Source organism: Salmonella sp. NW177, assembly GCF_051811585.1.
GTDB classification, from domain to species: domain Bacteria; phylum Pseudomonadota; class Gammaproteobacteria; order Enterobacterales; family Enterobacteriaceae; genus Salmonella; species Salmonella enterica.
The window spans coordinates 168,240-190,042 of the sequence record NZ_JAMMZV010000009.1; the positions used below are offsets into that span (position 1 = coordinate 168,240).

The following is a 21,803-nucleotide window of genomic DNA, read 5'->3' on the forward strand; positions in this document are numbered from 1 at the left end:
AAGTGTCGCTCACGGTTGGCGATCGTGCAAATGCGCGCTAAAGGTGGCGGCGTCCATAAAGCCGGTGACTCGCGCTTGCGGCTGTTCCTGGCCTTGGGCATCAAAGAACAGAATGGTGGGCAGCCCGAGAACTTGCAGATGCTTTAACAGCGCGACGTCCTGCGCATTGTTAGCGGTGACGTTAGCCTGCAAGAGCACCGTGTCGCCGAGCGCCTGCTGGACCTGCGGATCGCTGAAGGTATACTTTTCAAACTCTTTACAGGCCACGCACCAGTCGGCGTAGAAATCCAGCATAACGGGTTTGCCTTTGGCCTGCGCCAGCGCCTGATTGAGTTCGTCCACGGTAGAAATAGCCGTGAAATTGAGGTGCGCTGGAGCTTGCGCGGATGGCGATCCGAACGCCCAATCCTGTAGAGGCCGCACGCTAATGAGCGCTGCCGCCAGCAGGATAATCTGTACGATACGCATCCACGCTCGTCTGGCCTGAAGGCTGGTGATAAAGGCCCAACAAAAGAAAGCGACGCCCAGCAGCGACCACAGACGTAAACCCCAAGCCTCGCCAATAATCCGCTCCAGTAAAAAGACCGGTAACGCAAGGATCACGAAACCAAAAGCGGTTTTAACATGCGCCATCCACGGGCCGCTTTTCGGTAGCAGACGGTTGCCAAACACGGTGACCAGCATTAGCGGCAGACCCATACCTAATGCATACAAATACAGCGTACCGCCGCCCAGCCACATGTTGCCGCTCTGAGCGATATAAAGCAGGATCGCGCTTAATGGCGCTGTGGTACAGGGCGAGCAAATTAATCCTGCAATCGCCCCCATAACAAAAACACCGCCGGGCGAGCCGCCTTGCTGACGATTACTCATTAATGTCAGCCGGGTTTGCAGTGAGGAGGGGAGCTGTAGTGTGAACAGGCCAAACATCGACAACGCAAGCAGGGTGAACACGATGGCAAGGCCGATTAACACATAAGGGTGCTGCAGCGCCGCCTGAAACTGTAATCCCGCCGCGGCGACGACCAGACCCAGTGCGGTATAGGTCAGCGCCATCCCTTGTACATAGATAAAGGCCAGCAGCAGTGCGCGCCCCGTCGACAAACGTTGCCTTCCCCCCAGGACAATACCGGAAATCAGTGGATACATGGGTAAAACGCAGGGCGTAAAGGCGATACCGATGCCGATCAGCAGCGCCCAGAGCGCGGAAAAAGGTAGCTGGGCGGCGGGTTTTGACGTCTCACTCGTCTGGGTGACAGCAGGCGTCGGCGTGGCGTCTATTGCCGCGGCGACTTCACTTAGCGGCACCGTTTTCGTTTCCGGCGGATAACAGAATCCCGCATCGGCGCACCCCTGGTACGTTATCGTTAATGTCGCGCCAGCCGCCGCCTGGTTAACCGTTACCGGAACGTTTAGCCGCTTACGGTAGATTTCGCTTTTCCCGTAGAACTCATCTTCATGCCAGACGCCTGCCGGGAGTTGGACTGCGGCGATATCCGCTTTCGTCGGCGTGATACTGATTTGTTTACGGTAAAGGTAGTAACCCTCTTTTACCTGCCAGGAGAGGGTAAGATCGTGTTGATTTTGCTGAAAATCAAAAACAAACGCCCGGTCTGCCGGGACGAACTGCGAGCGACCCGGCGCGTCGAATAATCCGGCGAAGGCGGATGTGCTGCACAGCAGCAGGATCAGCGTAAAGATGCGTTGAGCCATGAGAGGTAATCAGTATCTCCGTGAGTAACAGGTAAAACCAGAAGTTCAGGCGTTTGATACGGGTGATGAGACTTCAGGCAGTCGATAAGCGCTTGCTGATGTGAAACGGTGGTTTTTAAGATCATTTGAACTTCATACTCCTGCTCCAGCTTGCCTTCCCAGTAGTACAGCGATGTCGCGCCGGGGAGGAGGGTGGCGCAGGCGGCCAGTTTTTCCGCCAGCACTTTGGCGGCCAGATCCTGGGCGGTAGCTTCATCCGGGGCGGTACAAAGCACCACAACGGCCTCGGGGATGGAAATATCCTGACTCTTAACATCAAGCATAAACACCTCGAAAGAACAAAAAGACCCGCAAGTGAACGGTCACTATACAACGGACGAGGGCAGGATGTTAGTCAAAGGGCGGGAGAATGCGGGGCGTGATACGCCCCGCGGGTGAAACACTTACAGCATAAAGCTGCCCAGCAGGAAGCCGAAGCAGACAGCCAGAACGACGCCCAGGGTGCCTGGGATGAAGAACGGGTGGTTAAAGACGAATTTACCGATACGGGTTGTACCGGTGTCATCCATCTGTACCGCCGCAACCAGAGTCGGGTAGGTCGGCAAAATGAACAGGCCGGAAACGGCGGCGAAGGAAGCGACTGCCGTCAGCGGAGAGACGTTCAGCGCCAGCGCCATCGGCATCAGCGCTTTCGCCGTTGCCGCCTGAGAGTAGAGCAGCGCGGAAGCAAAGAAGAAGATGACGGCCAGCAGCCACGGATGCCCCTGGATGACGCTACCCGCAGTGTCTTTGATCCAGTCGATGTTAGCGGATACGAAGGTATCGCCCAGCCACGCCACGCCCAGAATACAGATACAGGCGCTCATCCCTGCTTTAAAGGTACTGGAGTTGAGGATGGCGTCAGTTTCCACTTTACACAGGATGGTGGTCAGCGTTGCGACGCTCAACATGATGATCAAAATAGCGTTGGTGGTGTTCATCAGCGGTTTCTCAACCAGGCCGAGGCTCGGACTGTTGACAATCGCATAAACAACCACGCAGATAACGCCCAGCAGGAACAGCCAGACGGAATTTTTTGCCATTGGTTTGATTTCAATCTGCTTTTCACCACGCAGTTCAATCAGCCCTTCTTCCAGACGCTTGCGGTAAATCGGGTCGTCCGACAGTTTGGAGTTGAACAGCATCGTGACCAGGAAGGACATCACCAGCACCGCCAGCAGCGTAGAGGGGATAACCACGGACAGCAGGTGAATGTAGCTAATGCCATGACCTTCCATAACAGAAGACATATACACCACGGCCGCAGAAATCGGCGAGGCGGTAATCGCAATCTGCGCGGATACCACGGCGGTCGAGAGCGGACGGCAAGGTTTGATTCCCTGCTCCTTCGCGACTTCAGCAATAACTGGCAGCGTTGCCAGGGAAATGTTCCCGGTACCAGCAAAAATAGTCAGGAAATAGGTCACAATCGGTGCGAGGATAGTGATGTATTTCGGGTTCTTACGCAGCAGTTTTTCTGTCTGGTTTACCAAATAATCCAGACCGCCCGCGACCTGCATAGCAGAGATCGCGGCGATAACCGCCATGATGATGGAAATGACATCGAATGGAATTGTCCCTGGCTTCACGCCGATGGCGGCAAGTACCAGAACACCCAGCCCACCTGCGAATCCAATACCGATGCCCCCAAGTCTGGCGCCCAAAAAGATTGCCAGCAAAACAATGATAAGTTCGACAACTATCATATTAGCCTTCCTTGTTGTTTAACAAGTTGATATTAAATTGTTGTTATTTGGTAACTTCTTGTAAGAAAAAAGGCACGTCATCGTGACGTGCCTCTTTGGTACTACCCTATACGATTACTGTTCGCTTTCATCAGTATAACGTTTAGCTTTATAAGCCGGGTGCATCAAGTTCTGTACGGAGAAAATATCGTCCAGCTCGGCTTCCGTTAACAGGCCGCGCTCCAGCACAACTTCACGTACGCTCTTACCGGTTTCAGCACAGATTTTACCGACGATGTCGCCGTTGTGGTGGCCGATGAACGGGTTGAGGTAAGTGACGATACCGATGGAGTTATAAACGTACCCTTCGCACACTTCTTTATTCGCGGTAATGCCGTTAACGCATTTTTCCAGCAGGTTGTAGCACGCGTTGCTCAGAATGTGGATGGATTCGAACATCGCCTGACCGATAACCGGCTCCATAACGTTCAACTGCAACTGACCGGCTTCTGCCGCCATCGTAACGGTGGTGTCGTTACCGATGACTTTAAAGCATACCTGGTTTACGACTTCCGGTACAACCGGGTTCACTTTGGCTGGCATGATGGAAGAGCCCGCCTGCAGTTCCGGCAGGTTGATCTCGTTCAGGCCGGCACGAGGACCAGAAGAGAGCAAGCGCAGGTCGTTACAGATTTTGGACATCTTCACTGCCAGACGTTTCAGCGCGCTGTGAACCATAACATACGCGCCACAGTCAGATGTCGCCTCAATCAGATCTTCAGCCGGAACACAGGCGAAACCAGTGACTTCAGCCAGTTTTTTCACCGCCAGCGGAGAGTATTCTTTCGGCGTGTTCAGACCGGTACCGATTGCCGTTGCGCCAAGGTTGACTTCCAGAAGCAGCTCAGCAGTACGCTCGATGCTTTTCACTTCTTCTTTCAGCAGGATGCTGAACGCACGGAATTCTTGACCAAGCGTCATCGGTACGGCGTCCTGCAACTGGGTACGACCCATTTTCAGGATGTCCTGGAATTCAACCGCTTTACGTTCGAAACCTTCACGCAACTGGTTGATGGCATCGATCAGTTTGACGATAGAGGCGTAAACCGCTACACGGAAGCCTGTCGGATAGGCGTCGTTAGTGGATTGACATTTATTCACGTGGTCGTTCGGGTTCAGGTACTGATATTCACCTTTCTGATGACCCATCAGTTCCAGCCCGATATTGGCCAGCACTTCGTTGGTATTCATGTTGACGGAAGTGCCCGCGCCGCCCTGGTAGACATCTACCGGGAACTGGTCCATGCACTTACCGTTGTTAAGGACTTCATCACATGCGGCAATGATGGCGTTCGCCACACTCTTAGGAATGGTTTGCAGCTCTTTGTTGGCCAGCGCCGCCGCTTTTTTTACCATAACCATGCCACGCACAAATTCAGGGATGTCGCTGATTTTGTTATTGCTAATGTAGAAGTTTTCAATCGCTCTCAGAGTGTGAACACCATAGTAGGCTTCAGCTGGAACTTCCCTGGTACCCAACAGATCTTCTTCGATACGAATGTTGTTTGACATGTGAACCTTCTTTTTCAAGCTGCCAATGATTTTTACTTTAAAACACACAGGATATATGTGATTTCGAATGTTTTCTGACCGACGATTATCCCCTCCATCGGCCTGATAAACGAGATCATATGCTGGTTCAGAATTCCTACCGTAATCTGGATCACTTAAAGTGTGGGAATTTACCCCTTATTTATTATTTTGTGAAATAGGTCACCGCTTTAGTATTACTACCTAAAATAGGTGTACAAACCACTTGAAATTTTGCTACGCACCACCATATCGAATCGATGCGAATCGCACCCCCATTCAAATGGTCGTCGCAGACGGCCATGACTTACAGGAGAGTCCTTTGCGCTGGATACCCTTTTTAGCTGTCTTTCTCTATGTTTACATTGAGATTTCTATCTTTATCCAGGTCGCCCATGTGCTTGGCGTCCTGATGACGTTAATCCTGGTGATTTTTACGTCTGTTATCGGTATGTCGCTGGTACGTAACCAGGGTTTTAAAAACTTTTTGCTGATGCAACAAAAAATGGCGGCCGGTGAGAGCCCGGCGGCAGAAATGATTAAGAGTGTATCGCTGATCATCGCTGGCTTACTGCTCCTGTTGCCGGGATTTTTCACCGATTTTCTCGGCCTTCTCCTTTTGTTACCGCCGGTGCAAAAACATTTGACGCTGAAGTTGCTGCCGCATTTACGTTTTTCCCGGATGCCGGGCGGCGGGTTTAGCGCGGGTACTGGCGGTGGCGAAACATTTGACGGCGAGTATCAGCGTAAAGATGACGATCGCGATCGTATTGAACATAAAGACGATCGTCGGGATTAAAGGTAGAGATGTTGGTCGGATAAGTCGCGTGAGGCGCTATCCGGCCAGCGGATGCGTCTTACGCCATGCGTTTTCGCTTCGGTAAAAATAGCCATAATGCAGCCAGCATGATAATGGCATATAAGCTTTTCCACCCCAGCATTGCCAGCAATAACAGGCACAGTAGACAACCCGTCACCGCCAGTGCATAGCAGCGCCCTTTCAACAGTCGACAGCCCGCCAGCATACAAAGCAGATAGAGCATAATAAAAATACCGTTAGCATAGACGATCAGCGCATTGAGGTTAATCTTCAGGGCGTAGACGACCAGGGAACTCACGCAACAACAGACCAGAATAACGTTTAACGCGTGCAAGGGAAGGCGCCCGGGAGAGAGTTGAGCCAGATAGTGATCGGGCTGATATTGCATTTGCGTCCATATCAGACGCGCAAAACTCTGAGCATACACATTCAGGCTGGCAAAGCAGGTGAGATAACCAATAATGCAGGCTACCCACAACGCCTGGATACCGAAGAGATGAACAATAATAAGCGGTAGCGAGGCTGTTGCCGCTATCTTGTCGCTATAGACGCCAAAATGCAGCACCACGGCGGTACAGGTCCAATAAATGGCGCCGGCCAGCATCAGGCCAATGATCAATGCGCGCGGAAAATCACGTTCAGGATTTTTAAATTCAGACGACAAATGCGTAAACGCCTCAATTCCCACAAATCCCCAGAACATGATCGCCAGGGCGGTACACAGCCGGGAAAAGGTGATTTCGTTTGCGGCTGGGAAGGTGATATCTGCAGGTTTAATCGCGCCTTTCCACAGAATGGCGGCAATAAGCGCGATAATTAATCCAGCGATAATGGCTTGCAGGTTGGCGCTGGAGCTGGCGCCGCGCGATCCCATAAACCATAGCAAACCTAGAGTACCCAGCTCCCCAAATAAGAGCTGTTCGCTTTGCCAGCCAAACAGCGCCTGGCCGAAACCCACCGCAATATGCAAGGCTGCGGGAAAACTAACAGGAATGACTGATAAAAACAGCCAACTGATCACCCGTTGCAGACGCGGGCCAAATGCCATCCCGACAAAATGCGCTACGCCGCCAGCGTGTGGAAAATGACGCCCCAGCACAGCAAAGACAATCGCAATAGGGAAAATCAAAATAATGAGCAGCGGCCATGCCCAAAGGCTGATGTCGCCTGCCGCCAGCGCAGCCAGCTCCGGAAGCGCAAAAACGCCAGTCCCTAATAATGATGTGGTTAACAAGATAACGCCCTGAACCAACCCAAGCTCTTTTTTTAGTTCATTCATCAGCTCATTATCCGGCGGCATTGTAACGTCAGGTGACAACAGGCATTTTTAAGCGTATCACACACGCCTTTTCTTATAGCAGGATGTTCTAAACCTTGGGTAAACGTGAGATAAGTAGCGTTTTTACCGCTTTTTTCGCTCAGAAGAATTTTTTTTCATCTCCCCCCTTGAAGGGGCAAAACCCCATCCCCATCTCTCTGGTCACCAGCCGGGAAACCGTTTACGGGCCGGCGTCACCCATAACTGATAATGACTTTCTCAAAGGAGAGCTATCAATGAGTATTCGTCCGTTACATGATCGTGTGATCGTCAAACGTAAAGAAGTTGAGTCCAAATCTGCTGGCGGCATCGTACTGACCGGTTCCGCAGCGGGTAAATCAACTCGTGGCGAAATCATCGCTGTCGGTAAGGGTCGCATCCTGGACAACGGTACTGTACAGCCGCTGGACGTGAAAGTTGGCGACATCGTTATTTTTAACGATGGCTACGGTGTGAAATCTGAAAAGATCGACAATGAAGAAGTGTTGATCATGTCTGAAAGCGACATTCTGGCAATTGTTGAAGCGTAATCCGCGAACGACACTGAACATACGAATTTAAGGGAAAGAGAAAATGGCAGCTAAAGACGTAAAATTCGGTAACGACGCTCGTGTGAAAATGCTGCGCGGCGTAAACGTACTGGCAGATGCAGTGAAAGTAACCCTCGGTCCGAAAGGCCGTAACGTGGTTCTGGATAAATCTTTCGGTGCGCCGACTATCACTAAAGATGGTGTTTCCGTAGCGCGTGAAATCGAACTGGAAGACAAGTTTGAAAACATGGGCGCGCAGATGGTGAAAGAAGTTGCCTCTAAAGCGAACGACGCTGCAGGCGACGGCACCACCACCGCGACCGTACTGGCGCAGTCCATCATTACCGAAGGCCTGAAAGCCGTTGCTGCGGGCATGAACCCGATGGACCTGAAACGTGGTATCGACAAAGCGGTTGCTGCTGCGGTTGAAGAGCTGAAAGCCCTGTCCGTACCGTGCTCCGACTCTAAAGCGATTGCTCAGGTAGGTACTATCTCCGCTAACTCCGACGAAACCGTAGGTAAACTGATCGCGGAAGCGATGGATAAAGTCGGTAAAGAAGGCGTCATCACCGTTGAAGACGGTACCGGTCTGCAGGACGAACTGGACGTGGTTGAAGGTATGCAGTTTGACCGCGGCTACCTGTCTCCTTACTTCATCAACAAGCCGGAAACTGGCGCAGTAGAGCTGGAAAGCCCGTTCATCCTGCTGGCTGATAAGAAAATCTCCAACATCCGCGAAATGCTGCCGGTTCTGGAAGCCGTTGCAAAAGCAGGCAAACCGCTGCTGATCATCGCTGAAGATGTTGAAGGCGAAGCGCTGGCTACCCTGGTTGTTAACACCATGCGTGGCATCGTGAAAGTGGCTGCTGTTAAGGCACCGGGCTTCGGCGATCGTCGTAAGGCGATGCTGCAGGATATCGCTACCCTGACCGGCGGTACCGTAATCTCTGAAGAGATCGGTATGGAGCTGGAAAAAGCAACCCTGGAAGACCTGGGTCAGGCGAAACGCGTTGTGATCAACAAAGACACCACCACCATCATCGATGGCGTGGGTGAAGAAGCTGCCATCCAGGGCCGTGTTGCTCAGATCCGTCAGCAGATTGAAGAAGCGACCTCCGACTACGATCGTGAAAAACTGCAGGAGCGCGTAGCGAAACTGGCAGGCGGCGTTGCGGTAATCAAAGTTGGCGCTGCGACCGAAGTTGAAATGAAAGAGAAGAAAGCCCGCGTTGAAGATGCCCTGCACGCGACCCGTGCTGCGGTAGAAGAAGGCGTGGTTGCTGGTGGTGGCGTTGCGCTGATCCGCGTTGCTTCTAAAATTGCTGACCTGAAAGGCCAGAACGAAGACCAGAACGTGGGTATCAAAGTTGCGCTGCGCGCAATGGAAGCTCCGCTGCGTCAGATCGTGCTGAACTGCGGCGAAGAGCCGTCTGTTGTCGCTAACACCGTTAAAGGCGGCGACGGTAACTACGGTTACAACGCAGCAACTGAAGAATACGGCAACATGATCGATATGGGTATCCTGGACCCAACCAAAGTTACCCGTTCTGCGCTGCAGTATGCGGCTTCTGTGGCTGGTCTGATGATCACTACCGAGTGCATGGTGACCGACCTGCCGAAAAGCGATGCTCCTGATTTAGGCGCTGCTGGCGGCATGGGTGGTATGGGTGGTATGGGCGGCATGATGTAATTGCCCATACCCTGCATCCTTCAGGCTGCAGATGCGTTGGCTAACCCCAGTCACTTACTTGAGTAAGTGACTGGGGATTAACAAACTGGCCGCCTTCCTGCAACCAGAATGATTTGGATGTTTATCTCCCAGAATTGAGAAACCCCCGGGCAGAAATGACCGGGGGTTTTTCTTTTAGTCATCTTTTTAGTATAAGATTCAGATACGGACAAAACGTCCAGCTCATTGATTATGGGGAATAACATGCACGTGAAATATTTAGCAGGGATCGTTGGCGCCGCGCTGCTGATGGCGGGTTGTAGCTCCAGCAACGAACTCACCGCTGCCGGCCAAAATGTACGCTTTGTCGAAGATAAGCCAGGCGCGGAATGCCAGCTTATTGGTACGGCAACCGGTAAACAGAGTAACTGGTTTTCAGGCCAGCACGGCGAAGAGGGTGGCTCAATGCGTGGCGCAGCGAACGATCTGCGTAATCAGGCGGCCGCGATGGGTGGAAACGTGCTGTATGGCGTAAGTAGTCCGTCGCAGGGCATGTTGTCCAGTTTTGTCCCGACGGCCAGCGAGATGAACGGCCAGGTTTATAAATGTCCGAACTGATATGTCTGAATCGTAACGCCCTCTGAAAGATTCAGAGGGCGATATGGTTAGCGTTTTTCCTGCGATGACGCCATGCGTAGATTATGCAACGCGCGCATGCATTGATCTTGCGTCAGACGCGCTGCTTTACCGGTTCCAAGCGTTCTGACAAAAACCTTACACGGTTTTCCTTCCAGCTTTTTAAGACGCGGGCTGAAATTCAGCAAGCGGCGTGATATCGCTTCAGCTTCTTTAGAGCCTGACTGACTACGGGTCTTAATGATGGTGCCGCAATCATGCGATTGTCCTGCCTCATCCGTATAACGATAAACGAGCGCTAAATAATGGTTATACAGATTATGTTTCCAGTCAGGCTGGTTATAGGTATCGAATTCGATATTACCGTTTTCCAGGCAGTCAGCATCGTATAATGGTAAAAAGTCCAGCATTGAAGAAATACGCAATGCGAGCTCACGCATTTCGGCATTATTAATGGCGTGAATAATAGCCATCACCAGAACTTCAACCTGCCACTCACCGACCTGTAAATCAAGATGGCTACCATTGTGCAGCTTTAACGTAAAGGTTAATACTTTTTCTGTATTATCGCTCAACGCTAAAGATTCAACACGCTGATTAACATCGGCGTTTTCCAGCTCTTCACGGAGTATTGCCGGAATATTCTCATGCATTTTAAGCACATGACTGCTTTTAGCTTTCTGGCGTTTTTCCTGCTCTTGTTCCGGAAGCGAGTGTTGTAGATAAAGCCGGTGTTCAAGGCCGATCAACAAGTCTCGCAGCGCGAGCACAGGAAAGAAAAGCAGTGTTTCTTTATTTCTCAGTGACTTCACCTTAAGCGCCAGCGCGATAAACTTATCATTGTGACGAATAACGCCGGTATTTAGTCCCTTAATCGTTAAGGCCATGTCAATTCTCCACAAATATAAAATAATTAAATGTTTTACTGCAATGTATTTGATATATAAATTGTTTATGCCGTCCTATAAAAAGGAGAACCAGTATAATTCGAAAATGCAGTACACGCTAAGCGAGTCCTAAAACGGACTTTATTGAAAAGAGAGGACCGGAAAGGTGTATTTAACGAAGGTTAGTTTATCCTCGCCAGAGGGTGAGGAGAATCGTGGGGGAATCTCCTCGTAATATTGCGCGGTAATATTTTTCGTCGTCCCTGACGTGCCCGCGAGGATTAGCACTGCCGAAGCTGTAAATCCAGCGGTGTTTTGCTCGGTTCGCCGCCGATTTCACGCGCCAGTCTTGGCACCATATAGCCGGATACCAGCGTGAGCAGTTCGCGCATGATTTGCCGGGCTTCGTCATCGGTGACCATAAAATGCGCGGCGCCCTGCACTTTATCCAGCACATGCAGGTAATAGGGCATCACGCCGGCGTCAAATAGCGCGTTGCTCAGATTCGCCAGCGTTTGCGCGTTATCATTCACGCCACGCAGCAGGACGCTCTGGTTGAGAAGCGTGACGCCCACGTGGCGCAGTTTCTTCATCGCCAGGCAGAACGCCTCGTCCACTTCATTAGCGTGGTTGATATGGTTCACCAACAAAATTTGCAGACGTGACTGGTCAAAGCGGGCGACCAGTTCGTTAGTAATGCGTGCCGGGATGACGATAGGCAACCGGCTGTGGATGCGTAGCCGCTTGACGTGCTTTATGGCTTCCAGTTGCGTGAGCAGCCAGTCCAGCTCATGATCTTTCGCCATCAGCGGATCGCCGCCGGAAAAGATGATCTCATCCAGTTCCGGGTGTGCGGCGATATACTCCAGCGCGACTGTCCAGTTACGCTTATTGCCTTGATTCTCCGCATACGGGAAGTGACGACGGAAACAGTAGCGGCAATTTACCGCACATCCGCCTTTTACCAGCAATAGCGCCCGGTTTTGGTATTTATGCAATAATCCTGGCACCACGCTGTGTTGCTCTTCCAGCGGGTCGGTGGAGAAACCGGGGGCGACAATAAATTCATCCCGGGACGTCAGCACTTGACGTAAAAGAGGATCGTCAGGGTTGCCCTTCTCCATGCGCGCAATAAAAGCGCGCGGCACGCGGAGGGCAAACAAGCGCCTGGCGTCCTGTCCTGCCCGGAGGTTTTCATCAGCTTCAATCTGTAAAAGATGCAGCAGTTCGTCGGGATTGGTCACAACATCGGCAAGTTGCGCTAACCAATCTTCTCGCAATGGGGTATTTAGGGTTACAATATGCGCCATTTTGTGGCTTAGCTACCAGTTAACAATTTCAGAGGGCCTTATGGCGACTTACTATAGCAACGATTTTCGTTCCGGTCTTAAAATCATGTTGGATGGCGAACCTTATGCGGTTGAATCCAGTGAATTCGTGAAACCGGGTAAAGGCCAGGCGTTTGCCCGCGTTAAGCTGCGCCGTCTGCTGACCGGCACGCGTGTTGAGAAAACCTTCAAATCGACCGATTCCGCAGAAGGCGCGGATGTAGTCGATATGAACCTGACTTACCTGTACAACGACGGTGAGTTCTGGCATTTCATGAACAACGAAACCTTCGAGCAGCTGTCTGCAGATGCCAAGGCTATCGGCGACAACGCAAAATGGCTGTTGGATCAGGCGGAATGCATCGTGACCCTGTGGAACGGTCAGCCTATCTCTGTCACTCCGCCGAACTTTGTTGAACTGGAAATTGTTGATACCGACCCAGGTCTGAAGGGCGATACCGCAGGTACTGGCGGCAAACCAGCCACGCTGTCTACTGGCGCAGTGGTTAAAGTTCCGCTGTTCGTGCAGATTGGCGAAGTGATCAAAGTCGATACCCGTTCCGGCGAATACGTATCCCGCGTAAAATAATTTACGTTATCGGGAAAAATGGTGCAGCGTATGCTGCGCCATCCTATTTTTCGCACCTCAATGATGAAACGCTTTATCGGTCTTGTCGCGCTGGTTCTTCTTACCGGCACATTATTAACGGCATGTAATACCGCCCGCGGCTTCGGCGAAGATATTCAGCATCTTGGCCACGCCATCTCCCGCGCAGCCAGCTAATCGCTTCTCGTCTTCCTAAAATTAGTCGATCGCCCGTCATTTTCTGGGATGTTGTCTATTATTAAGTTGCTATACACAAACAACATTGGCTAGAAAAGGAAGACATTATGGTTAAAAAGACAATTGCAGCGATCTTTTCTGTTTTGGTACTTTCCACTGTATTAACTGCTTGTAATACCACGCGCGGCGTGGGCGAGGACATCTCGGACGGTGGTAGTGCGATCTCTGGCGCTGCAACCAGAGCTCAGCAGTAATCATCAACGGTACGGCATGGCGTCGTACCGTTAATCGATTTTCTCCGGAAGCATAAGAAAGGGAGAATATCGGTTATCCATATGAAGTTTCATACGGATATTACGCTTATAGGTGTAAACCGTTTTCCCGTGAATGCCAAGCGCATACGCAATCTCTTTATTGCTGGTGCCTTCCGTCCACATCGCGAGCACTTTTTCCTCCTGCGGAGAGAGCAATGGCGTGGCGCTTTCCGGCGCTTCCTGCAGTGGATGAGTATATAGCGCTCCTTTAATTCGTTGTGCAAGCTCATGTAAAGGCGTGTGTTTAGATAACACTGCATGACTGGCATATTGCGGTCTGTACGGCATATTCCCTGACTGTAATAATACCAACGGCGTCATCCTGCAGGCGGCAAAAAATGCATTGATAGGCTGTTCGGGTAAGGCATCGTTGAGAAAACCATATAAATCAGCGATAACCAGATGGGGCTTCCATTGCAGAATATGTTCTTTCGCCAGTATAAGGTTATTCATCCCGGATACCAGCAGTGAAGAACTGAGCACATCAGTGTGATTAAGCCAGGCCTCCATGCCCGTACGGGTAAAGTGGCATCGGTCTATCACTAAAATTTTCAACATAGTTTTTTGCACCCGGAAGTAGATAAAGCACTTTCTTTCCCAGAAGGCGTTCCATCATAGAGAACTCCTGTGGGCGCTAAATGCGAAAACTACGCGGCTTAAAAGGGCCAATTCCCGCCTTTAGGCGGAAAAAAATAAAAAGGTTGAAATTCATTTTCTCTCAGGCAAGAATGGCTTTTCATCCGTATACGTTACAGGACGACCTGTAAACGCTATTCTCACCGGGGACGGCCCCATTAATTATCTGGAGCCTGCTATGTCCTGGATTATTCTATTAATCGCTGGTTTACTTGAAGTGGTATGGGCTGTCGGCCTGAAGTATACCCACGGTTTTTCTCGTCTGACCCCCAGTATTATCACCATTACGGCCATGGTTATCAGTATGGCGTTACTTTCCTGGGCAATGAAAACACTGCCCGTTGGAACGGCGTACGCCATCTGGACCGGCATCGGCGCCGTCGGGGCGGCAATCACCGGTATCCTTCTGCTGGGCGAGTCTGCCTCACCGGCGCGTTTGCTCAGTCTTGGCTTGATCGTCGCGGGTATCATTGGGCTAAAACTCAGTGCGCATTAATTCGTCGCTGATATTGCTACGAACCTGATTGTTTTACCCAAATTAATTTATTGACGTCAAACCCCTCCCGGGTCGCGACGGCCAGCATTTGCTGTTTTATTTCCTCAGAAAGCGTTGGCGTGCGAGAGAGTATCCACAGATAGTCGCGATCCGGGCCGCACACCAGCGCATGACGGTATTCCCGATCAAGCGCAATCACGTTATAGCCGCCGTAGAACGGGCCGAAAAAAGAGACCTTGAGCGCGGCGCGGTTTGGACTACCGGTAAAATACGCTTTGCCTTCTGTTTTTTGCCACATTCCCCGATCCGGGTTATAGCCTTTATTGATGACATTAATCCCGCCATCGTCACGCAGACTATAGGTGGCCGTGACTTGTTCCAGTCCACGTTCAAATCGATGATCGAGGCGTGCGATCTCATACCAGGTGCCGAGGTAACGTTTGGCATCAAAGTTATTTACCACGGTAACGCCTTTAGGCGGAGTAGGCGAACTACAGGCGACAACCAAAAATGCCGCAGTAACCGCAGCAACGACGGGCAACAAGCGCATAGCGTTTTTCCTTCCAGTGTTTTTTCTAAGTGTAGAACCTGGCGGGAAAATGAGAGGCAGGAAAAGAAAAAATGCCCTCTTATCGGGTAGATAAGAGGGCGTCGTGGCAACTTAGAGAGTGATAACGCCAATCGCCGTCACAACGGTCAGGATTGCCGCCAGACCGTAGAAGACCCATTTGCCCGCAGGCACGTGGATTTTCAGGTCATGCATCGCGTGGTGCATACGGTGTAGGCCACACCATAGCGGCAGCACGATCATCAGGAACAGAAAAACGCGACCAATAAAGCTTTGGGCGAACGTCAGTACGCGCTCAAAACTCAGGGCATCGCCCGGAAATAGCCCCAGCGGCAGCATGATGCCAACCAGTAGCACGATCACCGGCGCGATGATCGCGCCCCACATACCGCCTGCGCCAAACAGTCCCCAGAATACGGGTTCATCAGAACGTTTTGGGTTTGGATTAATCATCCGGGACTCCTTACCAGAACAGGGCAACATACAGAATGACTACGGTGACTACCGCAGTGACCACCCAAAGCCCTTTGATGATTGGCTCTGGCCCCATTTTTTCGTCTTTTACAATGATATTGGCCGCCTTCGGCGCCAGTTCAAACCAGGTTTTGGTGTGCAGCAGCGCGGCCGCCAGGGTGATCAGGTTTAAGATCACTACCACCGGGTTTTGTAAAAAGCCGACGAATCCCATCCAGGATTCCGCGCCGTGTTTGAGCGCAAACAGACCGAAAATCAGTTCAATACTGAACCAGACTGCCGGCACCGCTGTGCCTTCGCGCAGCATATAAAAGCGATAAAACGGCAGTTTTTTCCACCAGGTGGACGTCATCGGCCGCACATAGGGTTTGCGTTTAGTCGTCATGTTGCACTCCTTAGCGTGGTTTCAGGGTGGCGATAAGAAAGTCTTTCGAGCTTTCCACTTTACCCTGCTGAATGGCCGCAGCCGGATCGACATGTTTTGGACAGACTTCGGAGCAGTAGCCCACGAAAGTACAGGTCCATACGCCGTTCGGACTGTTCAACTGCGCCATACGCTCCTTCTTACCGTGATCGCGGCTATCTTCGTTATAGCGATGCGCCAGCGTAATCGCAGCCGGTCCGATAAATTCAGGATTCAGACCGAACTGCGGGCACGCGGCGTAGCACAGACCACAGTTGATGCAACCGGAGAACTGGTGATACTTCGCCATTTGCGCCGGGGTCTGGACATTCGGCCCCTGATCTGGCGTGCGAGAGTTGCCAATAATGTACGGTTTGATCGCTTCCAGGCTTTCGATAAAGTGCGTCATATCGACAACCAGATCGCGTTCAATCGGGAAGTTCGCCAGCGCTTCCACCTTCATACCGTTGGTGTAATCGCGCAGGAAGGTTTTACACGCCAGTTTAGGGACGTTGTTGACCATCATGCCGCAAGAGCCGCAGATCGCCATACGGCAGGACCAGCGGTAGCTCAGGTCTGGCGACAGGTTATCTTTGATGTAGCCCAACGCGTCCAGTAGCGATGTTGTTTCATCATAAGGAACTTCATAGAAAGCACTGTGCGGCGCGGTATCGGTTTCCGGGTTATAGCGCACCACCTCAACTTTCAGGTTTTTCATCTCAGCCATTCGCCTTCTCCTTCTTATCGGCTGCTTCCGCTTCACCGCCGTAAACACGTTTGGCTGGCGGCAGGGTGGTGATTTTCACGTCGCTGTATTCCAGACGGGTCGTGCCATCAGCATCGCGGAAGGCGAGGGTGTGCTTGAGGAAGTTCACATCGTCGCGCTCGGTACAGCCTTCATCCAGACGCTGATGCGCGCCGCGGGACTCTTTACGCGCCAGCGCAGAGTGCGCCATACATTCCGCCACGTTCAGACCATGACCCAGTTCGATGGTATACAGCAGGTCAGTGTTGAACACGCTGGAAGTATCGGAGATACGTACGCGCTTGAAACGTTCCTGAAGCTCGGCCAGTTTATCAACGGTTTTCTGCATCAGTTCCGGGGTACGGTAAATACCGCAACCTTCTTCCATAGACAGACCCATCTCATCGCGGATCTTCGACCAGTTTTCGTTGCCTTCCTGGTTCACCAGATTTTTCAGACGTTGTTCAATATCGGCAACCTGGGCGTCGAGCGCGGCGCTATTTGCGGCGCCTGCCGTAGCAGCGCGTTCCATTGCTTGTTCGCCAGCCAGACGACCAAACACCACCAGTTCCGCCAGTGAGTTGGAACCGAGGCGGTTCGCGCCATGCAGGCCAACAGAGGAGCATTCGCCAACGGCAAACAGCCCTTTGACACGGCTTTCACAGTTCTGGTCGGTTTCAATGCCGCCCATGGTGTAGTGCGCGGTCGGACGTACTGGAATCGGTTCTTTAACCGGATCGACGCCGACATAGGCTTTCGCCAGTTCGCAAATGAACGGCAGACGTTCATGCAGTTTCTTCTCGCCGAGATGACGCAGGTCGAGGTGAACCACATCGCCGCGCGGCGTGGAGATGGTGTTGCCTTTACGCCATTCGTGCCAGAAAGCCTGGGATACTTTGTCGCGCGGCCCCAGTTCCATATATTTGTTTTTCGGCTCGCCCAGCGGCGTTTCGGGGCCCATGCCGTAGTCTTGCAGGTAACGGTAGCCATTTTTATTGACCAGAATACCGCCTTCGCCGCGGCAACCTTCAGTCATCAGGATACCGGAACCTGGCAGGCCGGTCGGGTGATACTGAACGAATTCCATATCACGCAGCGGAACGCCGTGGCTCAGCGCCATGCCCATCCCGTCGCCGGTGACGATGCCGCCGTTGGTGTTATAGCGGTATACGCGGCCTGCGCCGCCTGTCGCCATGACCACGGCGTTGGCGCGGATTTGCACCAGCGTGCCTTCCATCATGTTCATTGCCACCAGGCCGCGCGCATGGTTGTCATCAACCAGAATATCCAGCACAAAATGTTCGTCAAAGCGCTGGATTTGTGGGAACTGCAGGGAAGTCTGGAACAGAGTATGCAGCATATGGAAGCCGGTTTTATCCGCGGCGAACCAGGTACGCTCGATTTTCATACCACCGAAGCGACGCACGTTAACGCTACCGTCCGGACGGCGGCTCCACGGGCAGCCCCATTGCTCCAGCTGCGTCATCTCAGTGGGACAATGGTGGACAAAGTAATCCACGACATCCTGCTCACACAGCCAGTCTCCGCCTGCTACCGTATCGTGAAAATGGTAGTCAAAGCTGTCATGATCCTGGGCGACAGCGGCTGAACCCCCTTCGGCAGCGACGGTGTGGCTGCGCATCGGGTACACTTTTGAGATCAGTGCGATTTTAGCATTGGGATTCGCCTGTGCGGCAGCAATTGCAGCACGTAATCCCGCGCCACCGGCGCCTATAATGGCAAGATCGGCTTGAAAGGTTTGCACGACATTCCTCCAGATTATTGTAATTTCACCCTCGCGCAGCCAGATAAAGCCTCTGGGTTCTGCGAAGTATGAATGCGTTTCCACTGCTCCTTTATGGGTACAACAGTATAGTCTCAGGGATGTGAGGGAAATTTGACGTGTTCGATTTTTTTAGCGTATCAGAGGGATGAATTATCATTGATTTTGATTAATTTAATTACTAAACCATCTGAAATCACTTTTTTTACCCTCCAGAAGGCGCCCGATACGCCTGCGCAAAATTTGTTTCGCCCGCGCGTTGCGAGTAGACTTCGTGACCTTGTCTTAAACTGGAGAAAGAATCATGAGCGAAACGGCAACCTGGCAGCCGAGCGCGTCCATCCCCAATTTATTAAAACGTGCGGCGATTATGGCGGAAATCCGTCGTTTCTTTGCCGATCGTGGAGTGCTTGAGGTTGAGACGCCCTGCATGAGTCAGGCGACGGTCACAGACATTCATCTGTTCCCGTTCGAAACGCGTTTCGTCGGACCTGGCCATTCCCAGGGGATCAACCTCTATTTAATGACCAGTCCGGAATACCATATGAAACGCCTGCTGGCGGCAGGGTGCGGCCCGGTTTTCCAGCTATGCCGCAGTTTCCGTAATGAAGAGATGGGACGACATCATAATCCGGAATTCACTATGCTGGAGTGGTATCGCCCGCATTACGATATGTACCGCCTGATGAATGAAGTGGATGATTTGCTTCAGCAAGTGCTGGATTGTCAACCTGCGGAAAGTCTCTCCTATCAACAGGCGTTTCAGCGCCATCTGGAGATTGACCCGTTATCAGCAGATAAAACGCAACTGCGTGAGGCGGCGGCAAAGCTTGATTTAAGCAATATCGCCGATACGGAAGAAGACCGTGATACGTTGCTGCAACTGCTGTTCACGATGGGGGTTGAGCCGCATATAGGTAAAGAAAAGCCGACCTTTATTTATCACTTTCCGGCAAGTCAGGCATCGCTGGCACAAATCAGTACCGAGGATCATCGCGTCGCCGAGCGCTTTGAGGTGTACTACAAAGGTATTGAGCTGGCGAATGGTTTCCACGAACTGACGGACGCACGTGAGCAACAACAGCGCTTTGAACAGGACAATCGTAAGCGCGCCGCGCGCGGTCTGCCGCAGCAGCCGATTGACCAAAATCTACTGGATGCGCTGGCCGCCGGTCTACCGGATTGTTCCGGCGTGGCGCTGGGTGTTGATCGTCTGGTGATGCTGGCGCTGGGAGCAGAAAGCCTGGCGGACGTGATTGCTTTTACGGTCGATCGGGCGTAAATCTGAAATTCACTCTTTCGCGAGATAAAATGGCGCAATAAGCGCCATTTTGTAGCATATTTTTTCAATTATCCTCTATTTGCCACAACATAAGGCTGGAACTTTGATGCCATTTAGGTATCAATCCTGTGTTGATTTTTTTATCGCTGACCTTTGTAAAAAAGAAGGCGGCGTCAATCGGTGAGCGGCGTCTGGCAAACGCGCTCGAGCGTAAGGGATGGTTGAATGACCCACACGATAAAAAAGATGAGCCTTATTGGGCTTATCCTGATGATTTTTACTTCTGTTTTTGGTTTTGCGAATAGCCCGTCGGCGTTTTATTTAATGGGGTATAGCGCAATCCCGTGGTATATATTTTCTGCCTTGCTGTTTTTTATTCCATTCGCCTTAATGATGGCTGAAATGGGTTCCGCTTATCGCAAAGAAGAGGGCGGGATCTATTCGTGGATGAATAATAGCGTGGGGCCACGTTACGCGTTTATTGGCACGTTTATGTGGTTTTCATCGTATGTCATATGGATGGTAAGTACGGCGGCAAAAATTTGGGTACCGTTTTCTACTTTTGTTTTTGGCGCCGATATGACGCAGCACTGGCGTATTGCAGGGCTTGAGCCTACGCAGGCTGTCGGGCTGCTCGCCGTCGGCTGGATGATTCTGGTGACGTGTGTCGCCGCCAGAGGGATCAATAAAATTGCGCGAATTACGGCGGTCGGGGGTATTGCCGTAATGTGTCTTAATTTAGTTTTATTGTTAGTGAGTGTCGCTATTTTGTTATTAAATGGTGGGCATTTTGCACAAGAGATTAATTTTACCTCGTCACCGAATCCGGGTTATCACTCCGGCCTGGCAATGTTGTCATTTGTGGTATTTGCTATTTTTGCTTACGGCGGTATTGAGGCTGTCGGCGGACTGGTGGATAAAACCGAGAAACCGGAAAAGAATTTTGCGAAAGGTATTGTTTTCGCGGCCATTGTGATTTCAATTGGTTATTCTTTGGCGATCTTTTTATGGGGCGTCAGTACTAACTGGCAACAGATATTAAGTAATAGCGCCGTTAACTTAGGGAATATCACCTACATTCTGATGTCGAGTTTAGGCACGACATTAGGTAACGCGTTAAACCTTTCTCCGGAAGCTGCGATGACGGTGGGCGTCTGGTTTGCGCGTATCACCGGCCTTTCTATGTTTCTGGCTTATACCGGCGCGTTTTTTACGTTGAGCTATTCACCGCTGAAAGCCATTATTCAGGGGACGCCAAAAGCGTTGTGGCCCGCGCCGATGACGACACTGAACGCTAACGGTATGCCGGCGACCGCTATGTGGCTACAGTGCGTGCTGGTGAGTCTGTTTATTTTGCTGGTCTCTTTTGGCGGTGACACCGCATCGGCGTTTTATAACAAACTCACTCTGATGGCGAACGTCTCAATGACCTTGCCATACCTGTTCCTTGCGCTGGCATTTCCCTTCTTTAAAGCGCGTCAGGATCTGGAGCGGCCATTTGTTCTCTTTAAAACCAAAGCCTCTACCCTGGTCGCGACGGGTGTTGTGGTGCTGGTGGTGACGTTTGCCAACGTCTTTACCATCATCCAGCCGGTGATTGAAGCTGGGGACTGGGACAGCGCCTTGTGGATGATCGGCGGCCCGATCTTCTTCTCGCTGCTGGCGATGGCGATTTATCAGAATTACAGTAGCCGCATGAGCGCTGATCCGGAGTGGGCGGCGGAGTAATCTTTGTCCGGATAGCGTTAGCTCATCGGCTTTATGAAAAGGATATTTATAATGAGTCCGAAAATGTTTGCATTGTGCGCTATCTGGATTTTACTGGCTATCCCACTCATCGCTGTATTTTCAGTCCTGGATAAAGAGTGGATGATTGGCGAGAGTGGGATAAACAACATTTGTGATGTGATGAGAACTGTCGAAAATGATGATTCCAGAGGTTTTGGCGCGATGATGACGCTGCCCCTGTTTTTCCCGTTTTTTTACGTTACTGTGTATAAGAAAATACGTAGTTGGTTTTTGTACTGTGTCGCGTTGGTGATATTTGCTTACTGGTCCTGGCAATTCTTCCTGCGCTATCAGTTTTGTGTGTGATCTATGCTA

Annotated in this window: 24 protein-coding genes; 11 read left to right on the forward strand and 13 right to left on the reverse strand. The window is 51.5% G+C overall.

Annotation, left to right across the window (positions count from 1 at the left end; all coding sequences use genetic code 11):
* Window positions 1-9: 9 nt before the first annotated feature.
* From NA986_RS21620 to aspA, 4 genes are all read right to left on the reverse strand, one after another.
* Window positions 10-1,713: a protein-disulfide reductase DsbD gene (locus NA986_RS21620; RefSeq protein ID WP_023216534.1), complete on the reverse strand. Its 1,704-nt coding sequence runs from the start codon at window positions 1,711-1,713 to the stop codon at window positions 10-12.
* Window positions 1,689-2,036 carry a divalent cation tolerance protein CutA gene (gene cutA / locus NA986_RS21625; RefSeq protein WP_000887832.1) on the reverse strand — a complete coding sequence of 116 codons (348 nt, stop codon included), beginning with the start codon at window positions 2,034-2,036 and terminating at the stop codon, window positions 1,689-1,691. Before cutA ends, NA986_RS21620 begins: the two co-directional genes overlap by 25 nt.
* Before the next feature lie 120 nt (window positions 2,037-2,156).
* Window positions 2,157-3,458 (reverse strand): anaerobic C4-dicarboxylate transporter DcuA, encoded by a 1,302-nt coding sequence (gene dcuA / locus NA986_RS21630; protein ID WP_000637595.1) that lies wholly within the window; start codon window positions 3,456-3,458, stop codon window positions 2,157-2,159.
* Between the two features lie 114 nt (window positions 3,459-3,572).
* A complete protein-coding gene (gene aspA, locus NA986_RS21635; RefSeq protein ID WP_000069440.1) occupies window positions 3,573-5,009 on the reverse strand; it encodes an aspartate ammonia-lyase in 1,437 nt (478 codons plus the stop codon).
* A 340-nt stretch (window positions 5,010-5,349) separates the two neighbouring features.
* On the opposite strand from aspA, the gene NA986_RS21640 reads away from it, so the two are divergent.
* Complete coding sequence (locus tag NA986_RS21640; protein WP_001267291.1) at window positions 5,350-5,826, forward strand: FxsA family protein; 477 nt, start codon at window positions 5,350-5,352, stop codon at window positions 5,824-5,826.
* Window positions 5,827-5,884: 58 nt separating this feature from the next.
* Here NA986_RS21640 and yjeH read toward each other — a convergent pair whose 3' ends face one another.
* Complete coding sequence (gene yjeH, locus NA986_RS21645) at window positions 5,885-7,126, reverse strand: L-methionine/branched-chain amino acid transporter (RefSeq protein ID WP_023216535.1); 1,242 nt, start codon at window positions 7,124-7,126, stop codon at window positions 5,885-5,887.
* A 275-nt stretch (window positions 7,127-7,401) separates the two neighbouring features.
* Here yjeH and NA986_RS21650 point away from each other — a divergent pair, with 275 nt between their 5' ends.
* From NA986_RS21650 to NA986_RS21660, 3 genes are all read left to right on the forward strand, one after another.
* The gene (locus NA986_RS21650) at window positions 7,402-7,695 is read left to right on the forward strand and encodes a co-chaperone GroES (protein ID WP_000027827.1); all 294 of its coding nucleotides are present in this window, start codon (window positions 7,402-7,404) and stop codon (window positions 7,693-7,695) included.
* Window positions 7,696-7,738: 43 nt separating this feature from the next.
* Window positions 7,739-9,385, forward strand: coding sequence for a chaperonin GroEL (gene groL, locus NA986_RS21655; protein WP_000729126.1), 1,647 nt, complete (start codon window positions 7,739-7,741; stop codon window positions 9,383-9,385).
* Between the two features lie 243 nt (window positions 9,386-9,628).
* Window positions 9,629-9,982, forward strand: coding sequence for a DUF4156 domain-containing protein (locus tag NA986_RS21660; protein ID WP_000558210.1), 354 nt, complete (start codon window positions 9,629-9,631; stop codon window positions 9,980-9,982).
* Between the two features lie 47 nt (window positions 9,983-10,029).
* On the opposite strand, the gene NA986_RS21665 is transcribed toward NA986_RS21660, so the two are convergent.
* Window positions 10,030-10,887: a YjeJ family protein gene (locus tag NA986_RS21665; RefSeq protein WP_001229227.1), complete on the reverse strand. Its 858-nt coding sequence runs from the start codon at window positions 10,885-10,887 to the stop codon at window positions 10,030-10,032.
* A 281-nt stretch (window positions 10,888-11,168) separates the two neighbouring features.
* The gene (epmB, locus tag NA986_RS21670) at window positions 11,169-12,197 is read right to left on the reverse strand and encodes an EF-P beta-lysylation protein EpmB (RefSeq protein WP_023136357.1); all 1,029 of its coding nucleotides are present in this window, start codon (window positions 12,195-12,197) and stop codon (window positions 11,169-11,171) included.
* Between the two features lie 40 nt (window positions 12,198-12,237).
* On the opposite strand from epmB, the gene efp reads away from it, so the two are divergent.
* The 3 genes from efp to ecnB all read left to right on the forward strand — a co-directional run bounded on the left by efp (window position 12,238) and on the right by ecnB (window position 13,253).
* Window positions 12,238-12,804 carry an elongation factor P gene (gene efp / locus NA986_RS21675; protein ID WP_000257282.1) on the forward strand — a complete coding sequence of 189 codons (567 nt, stop codon included), beginning with the start codon at window positions 12,238-12,240 and terminating at the stop codon, window positions 12,802-12,804.
* A 60-nt stretch (window positions 12,805-12,864) separates the two neighbouring features.
* Complete coding sequence (locus tag NA986_RS21680) at window positions 12,865-12,999, forward strand: entericidin A/B family lipoprotein (RefSeq protein WP_000977686.1); 135 nt, start codon at window positions 12,865-12,867, stop codon at window positions 12,997-12,999.
* A gap of 107 nt (window positions 13,000-13,106) precedes the next feature.
* Window positions 13,107-13,253 carry a lipoprotein toxin entericidin B gene (gene ecnB / locus NA986_RS21685; RefSeq protein WP_000239598.1) on the forward strand — a complete coding sequence of 49 codons (147 nt, stop codon included), beginning with the start codon at window positions 13,107-13,109 and terminating at the stop codon, window positions 13,251-13,253.
* Between the two features lie 30 nt (window positions 13,254-13,283).
* Here the strand turns inward: ecnB and NA986_RS21690 are convergent, their stop codons facing one another.
* A complete protein-coding gene (locus NA986_RS21690) occupies window positions 13,284-13,871 on the reverse strand; it encodes a helix-turn-helix transcriptional regulator (RefSeq protein ID WP_000912959.1) in 588 nt (195 codons plus the stop codon).
* Window positions 13,872-14,127: 256 nt separating this feature from the next.
* On the opposite strand from NA986_RS21690, the gene sugE reads away from it, so the two are divergent.
* The gene (sugE, locus tag NA986_RS21695) at window positions 14,128-14,445 is read left to right on the forward strand and encodes a quaternary ammonium compound efflux SMR transporter SugE (protein ID WP_000118469.1); all 318 of its coding nucleotides are present in this window, start codon (window positions 14,128-14,130) and stop codon (window positions 14,443-14,445) included.
* A gap of 16 nt (window positions 14,446-14,461) precedes the next feature.
* Here sugE and NA986_RS21700 read toward each other — a convergent pair whose 3' ends face one another.
* From NA986_RS21700 to frdA, 5 genes are all read right to left on the reverse strand, one after another.
* Window positions 14,462-14,995, reverse strand: coding sequence for a lipocalin family protein (locus tag NA986_RS21700; protein WP_001238398.1), 534 nt, complete (start codon window positions 14,993-14,995; stop codon window positions 14,462-14,464).
* A 111-nt stretch (window positions 14,996-15,106) separates the two neighbouring features.
* Complete coding sequence (gene frdD, locus NA986_RS21705; RefSeq protein ID WP_000609650.1) at window positions 15,107-15,466, reverse strand: fumarate reductase subunit FrdD; 360 nt, start codon at window positions 15,464-15,466, stop codon at window positions 15,107-15,109.
* A gap of 10 nt (window positions 15,467-15,476) precedes the next feature.
* Window positions 15,477-15,872: a fumarate reductase subunit FrdC gene (gene frdC, locus NA986_RS21710; RefSeq protein ID WP_000208749.1), complete on the reverse strand. Its 396-nt coding sequence runs from the start codon at window positions 15,870-15,872 to the stop codon at window positions 15,477-15,479.
* A 10-nt stretch (window positions 15,873-15,882) separates the two neighbouring features.
* Window positions 15,883-16,617, reverse strand: a complete 735-nt coding sequence (gene frdB / locus NA986_RS21715; RefSeq protein WP_000829509.1) for a fumarate reductase iron-sulfur protein — start codon at window positions 16,615-16,617, stop codon at window positions 15,883-15,885.
* Window positions 16,610-18,400, reverse strand: coding sequence for a fumarate reductase (quinol) flavoprotein subunit (frdA, locus tag NA986_RS21720; RefSeq protein WP_001192954.1), 1,791 nt, complete (start codon window positions 18,398-18,400; stop codon window positions 16,610-16,612). The genes frdB and frdA overlap by 8 nt, the downstream gene beginning before the upstream one ends.
* A 322-nt stretch (window positions 18,401-18,722) precedes the next feature.
* Here frdA and epmA point away from each other — a divergent pair, with 322 nt between their 5' ends.
* From epmA to NA986_RS21735, 3 genes are all read left to right on the forward strand, one after another.
* Window positions 18,723-19,700, forward strand: coding sequence for an elongation factor P--(R)-beta-lysine ligase (epmA, locus tag NA986_RS21725; RefSeq protein ID WP_000004794.1), 978 nt, complete (start codon window positions 18,723-18,725; stop codon window positions 19,698-19,700).
* Between the two features lie 225 nt (window positions 19,701-19,925).
* Entirely contained in the window at window positions 19,926-21,428 is a 1,503-nt protein-coding gene (yjeM, locus tag NA986_RS21730; protein ID WP_023216538.1) for a glutamate/gamma-aminobutyrate family transporter YjeM, read from the forward strand.
* A 51-nt stretch (window positions 21,429-21,479) separates the two neighbouring features.
* On the forward strand, window positions 21,480-21,794 hold the full coding sequence (locus tag NA986_RS21735; RefSeq protein WP_000074655.1) for a YjeO family protein: 315 nt from the start codon (window positions 21,480-21,482) through the stop codon (window positions 21,792-21,794).
* Window positions 21,795-21,803: the final 9 nt, after the last annotated feature.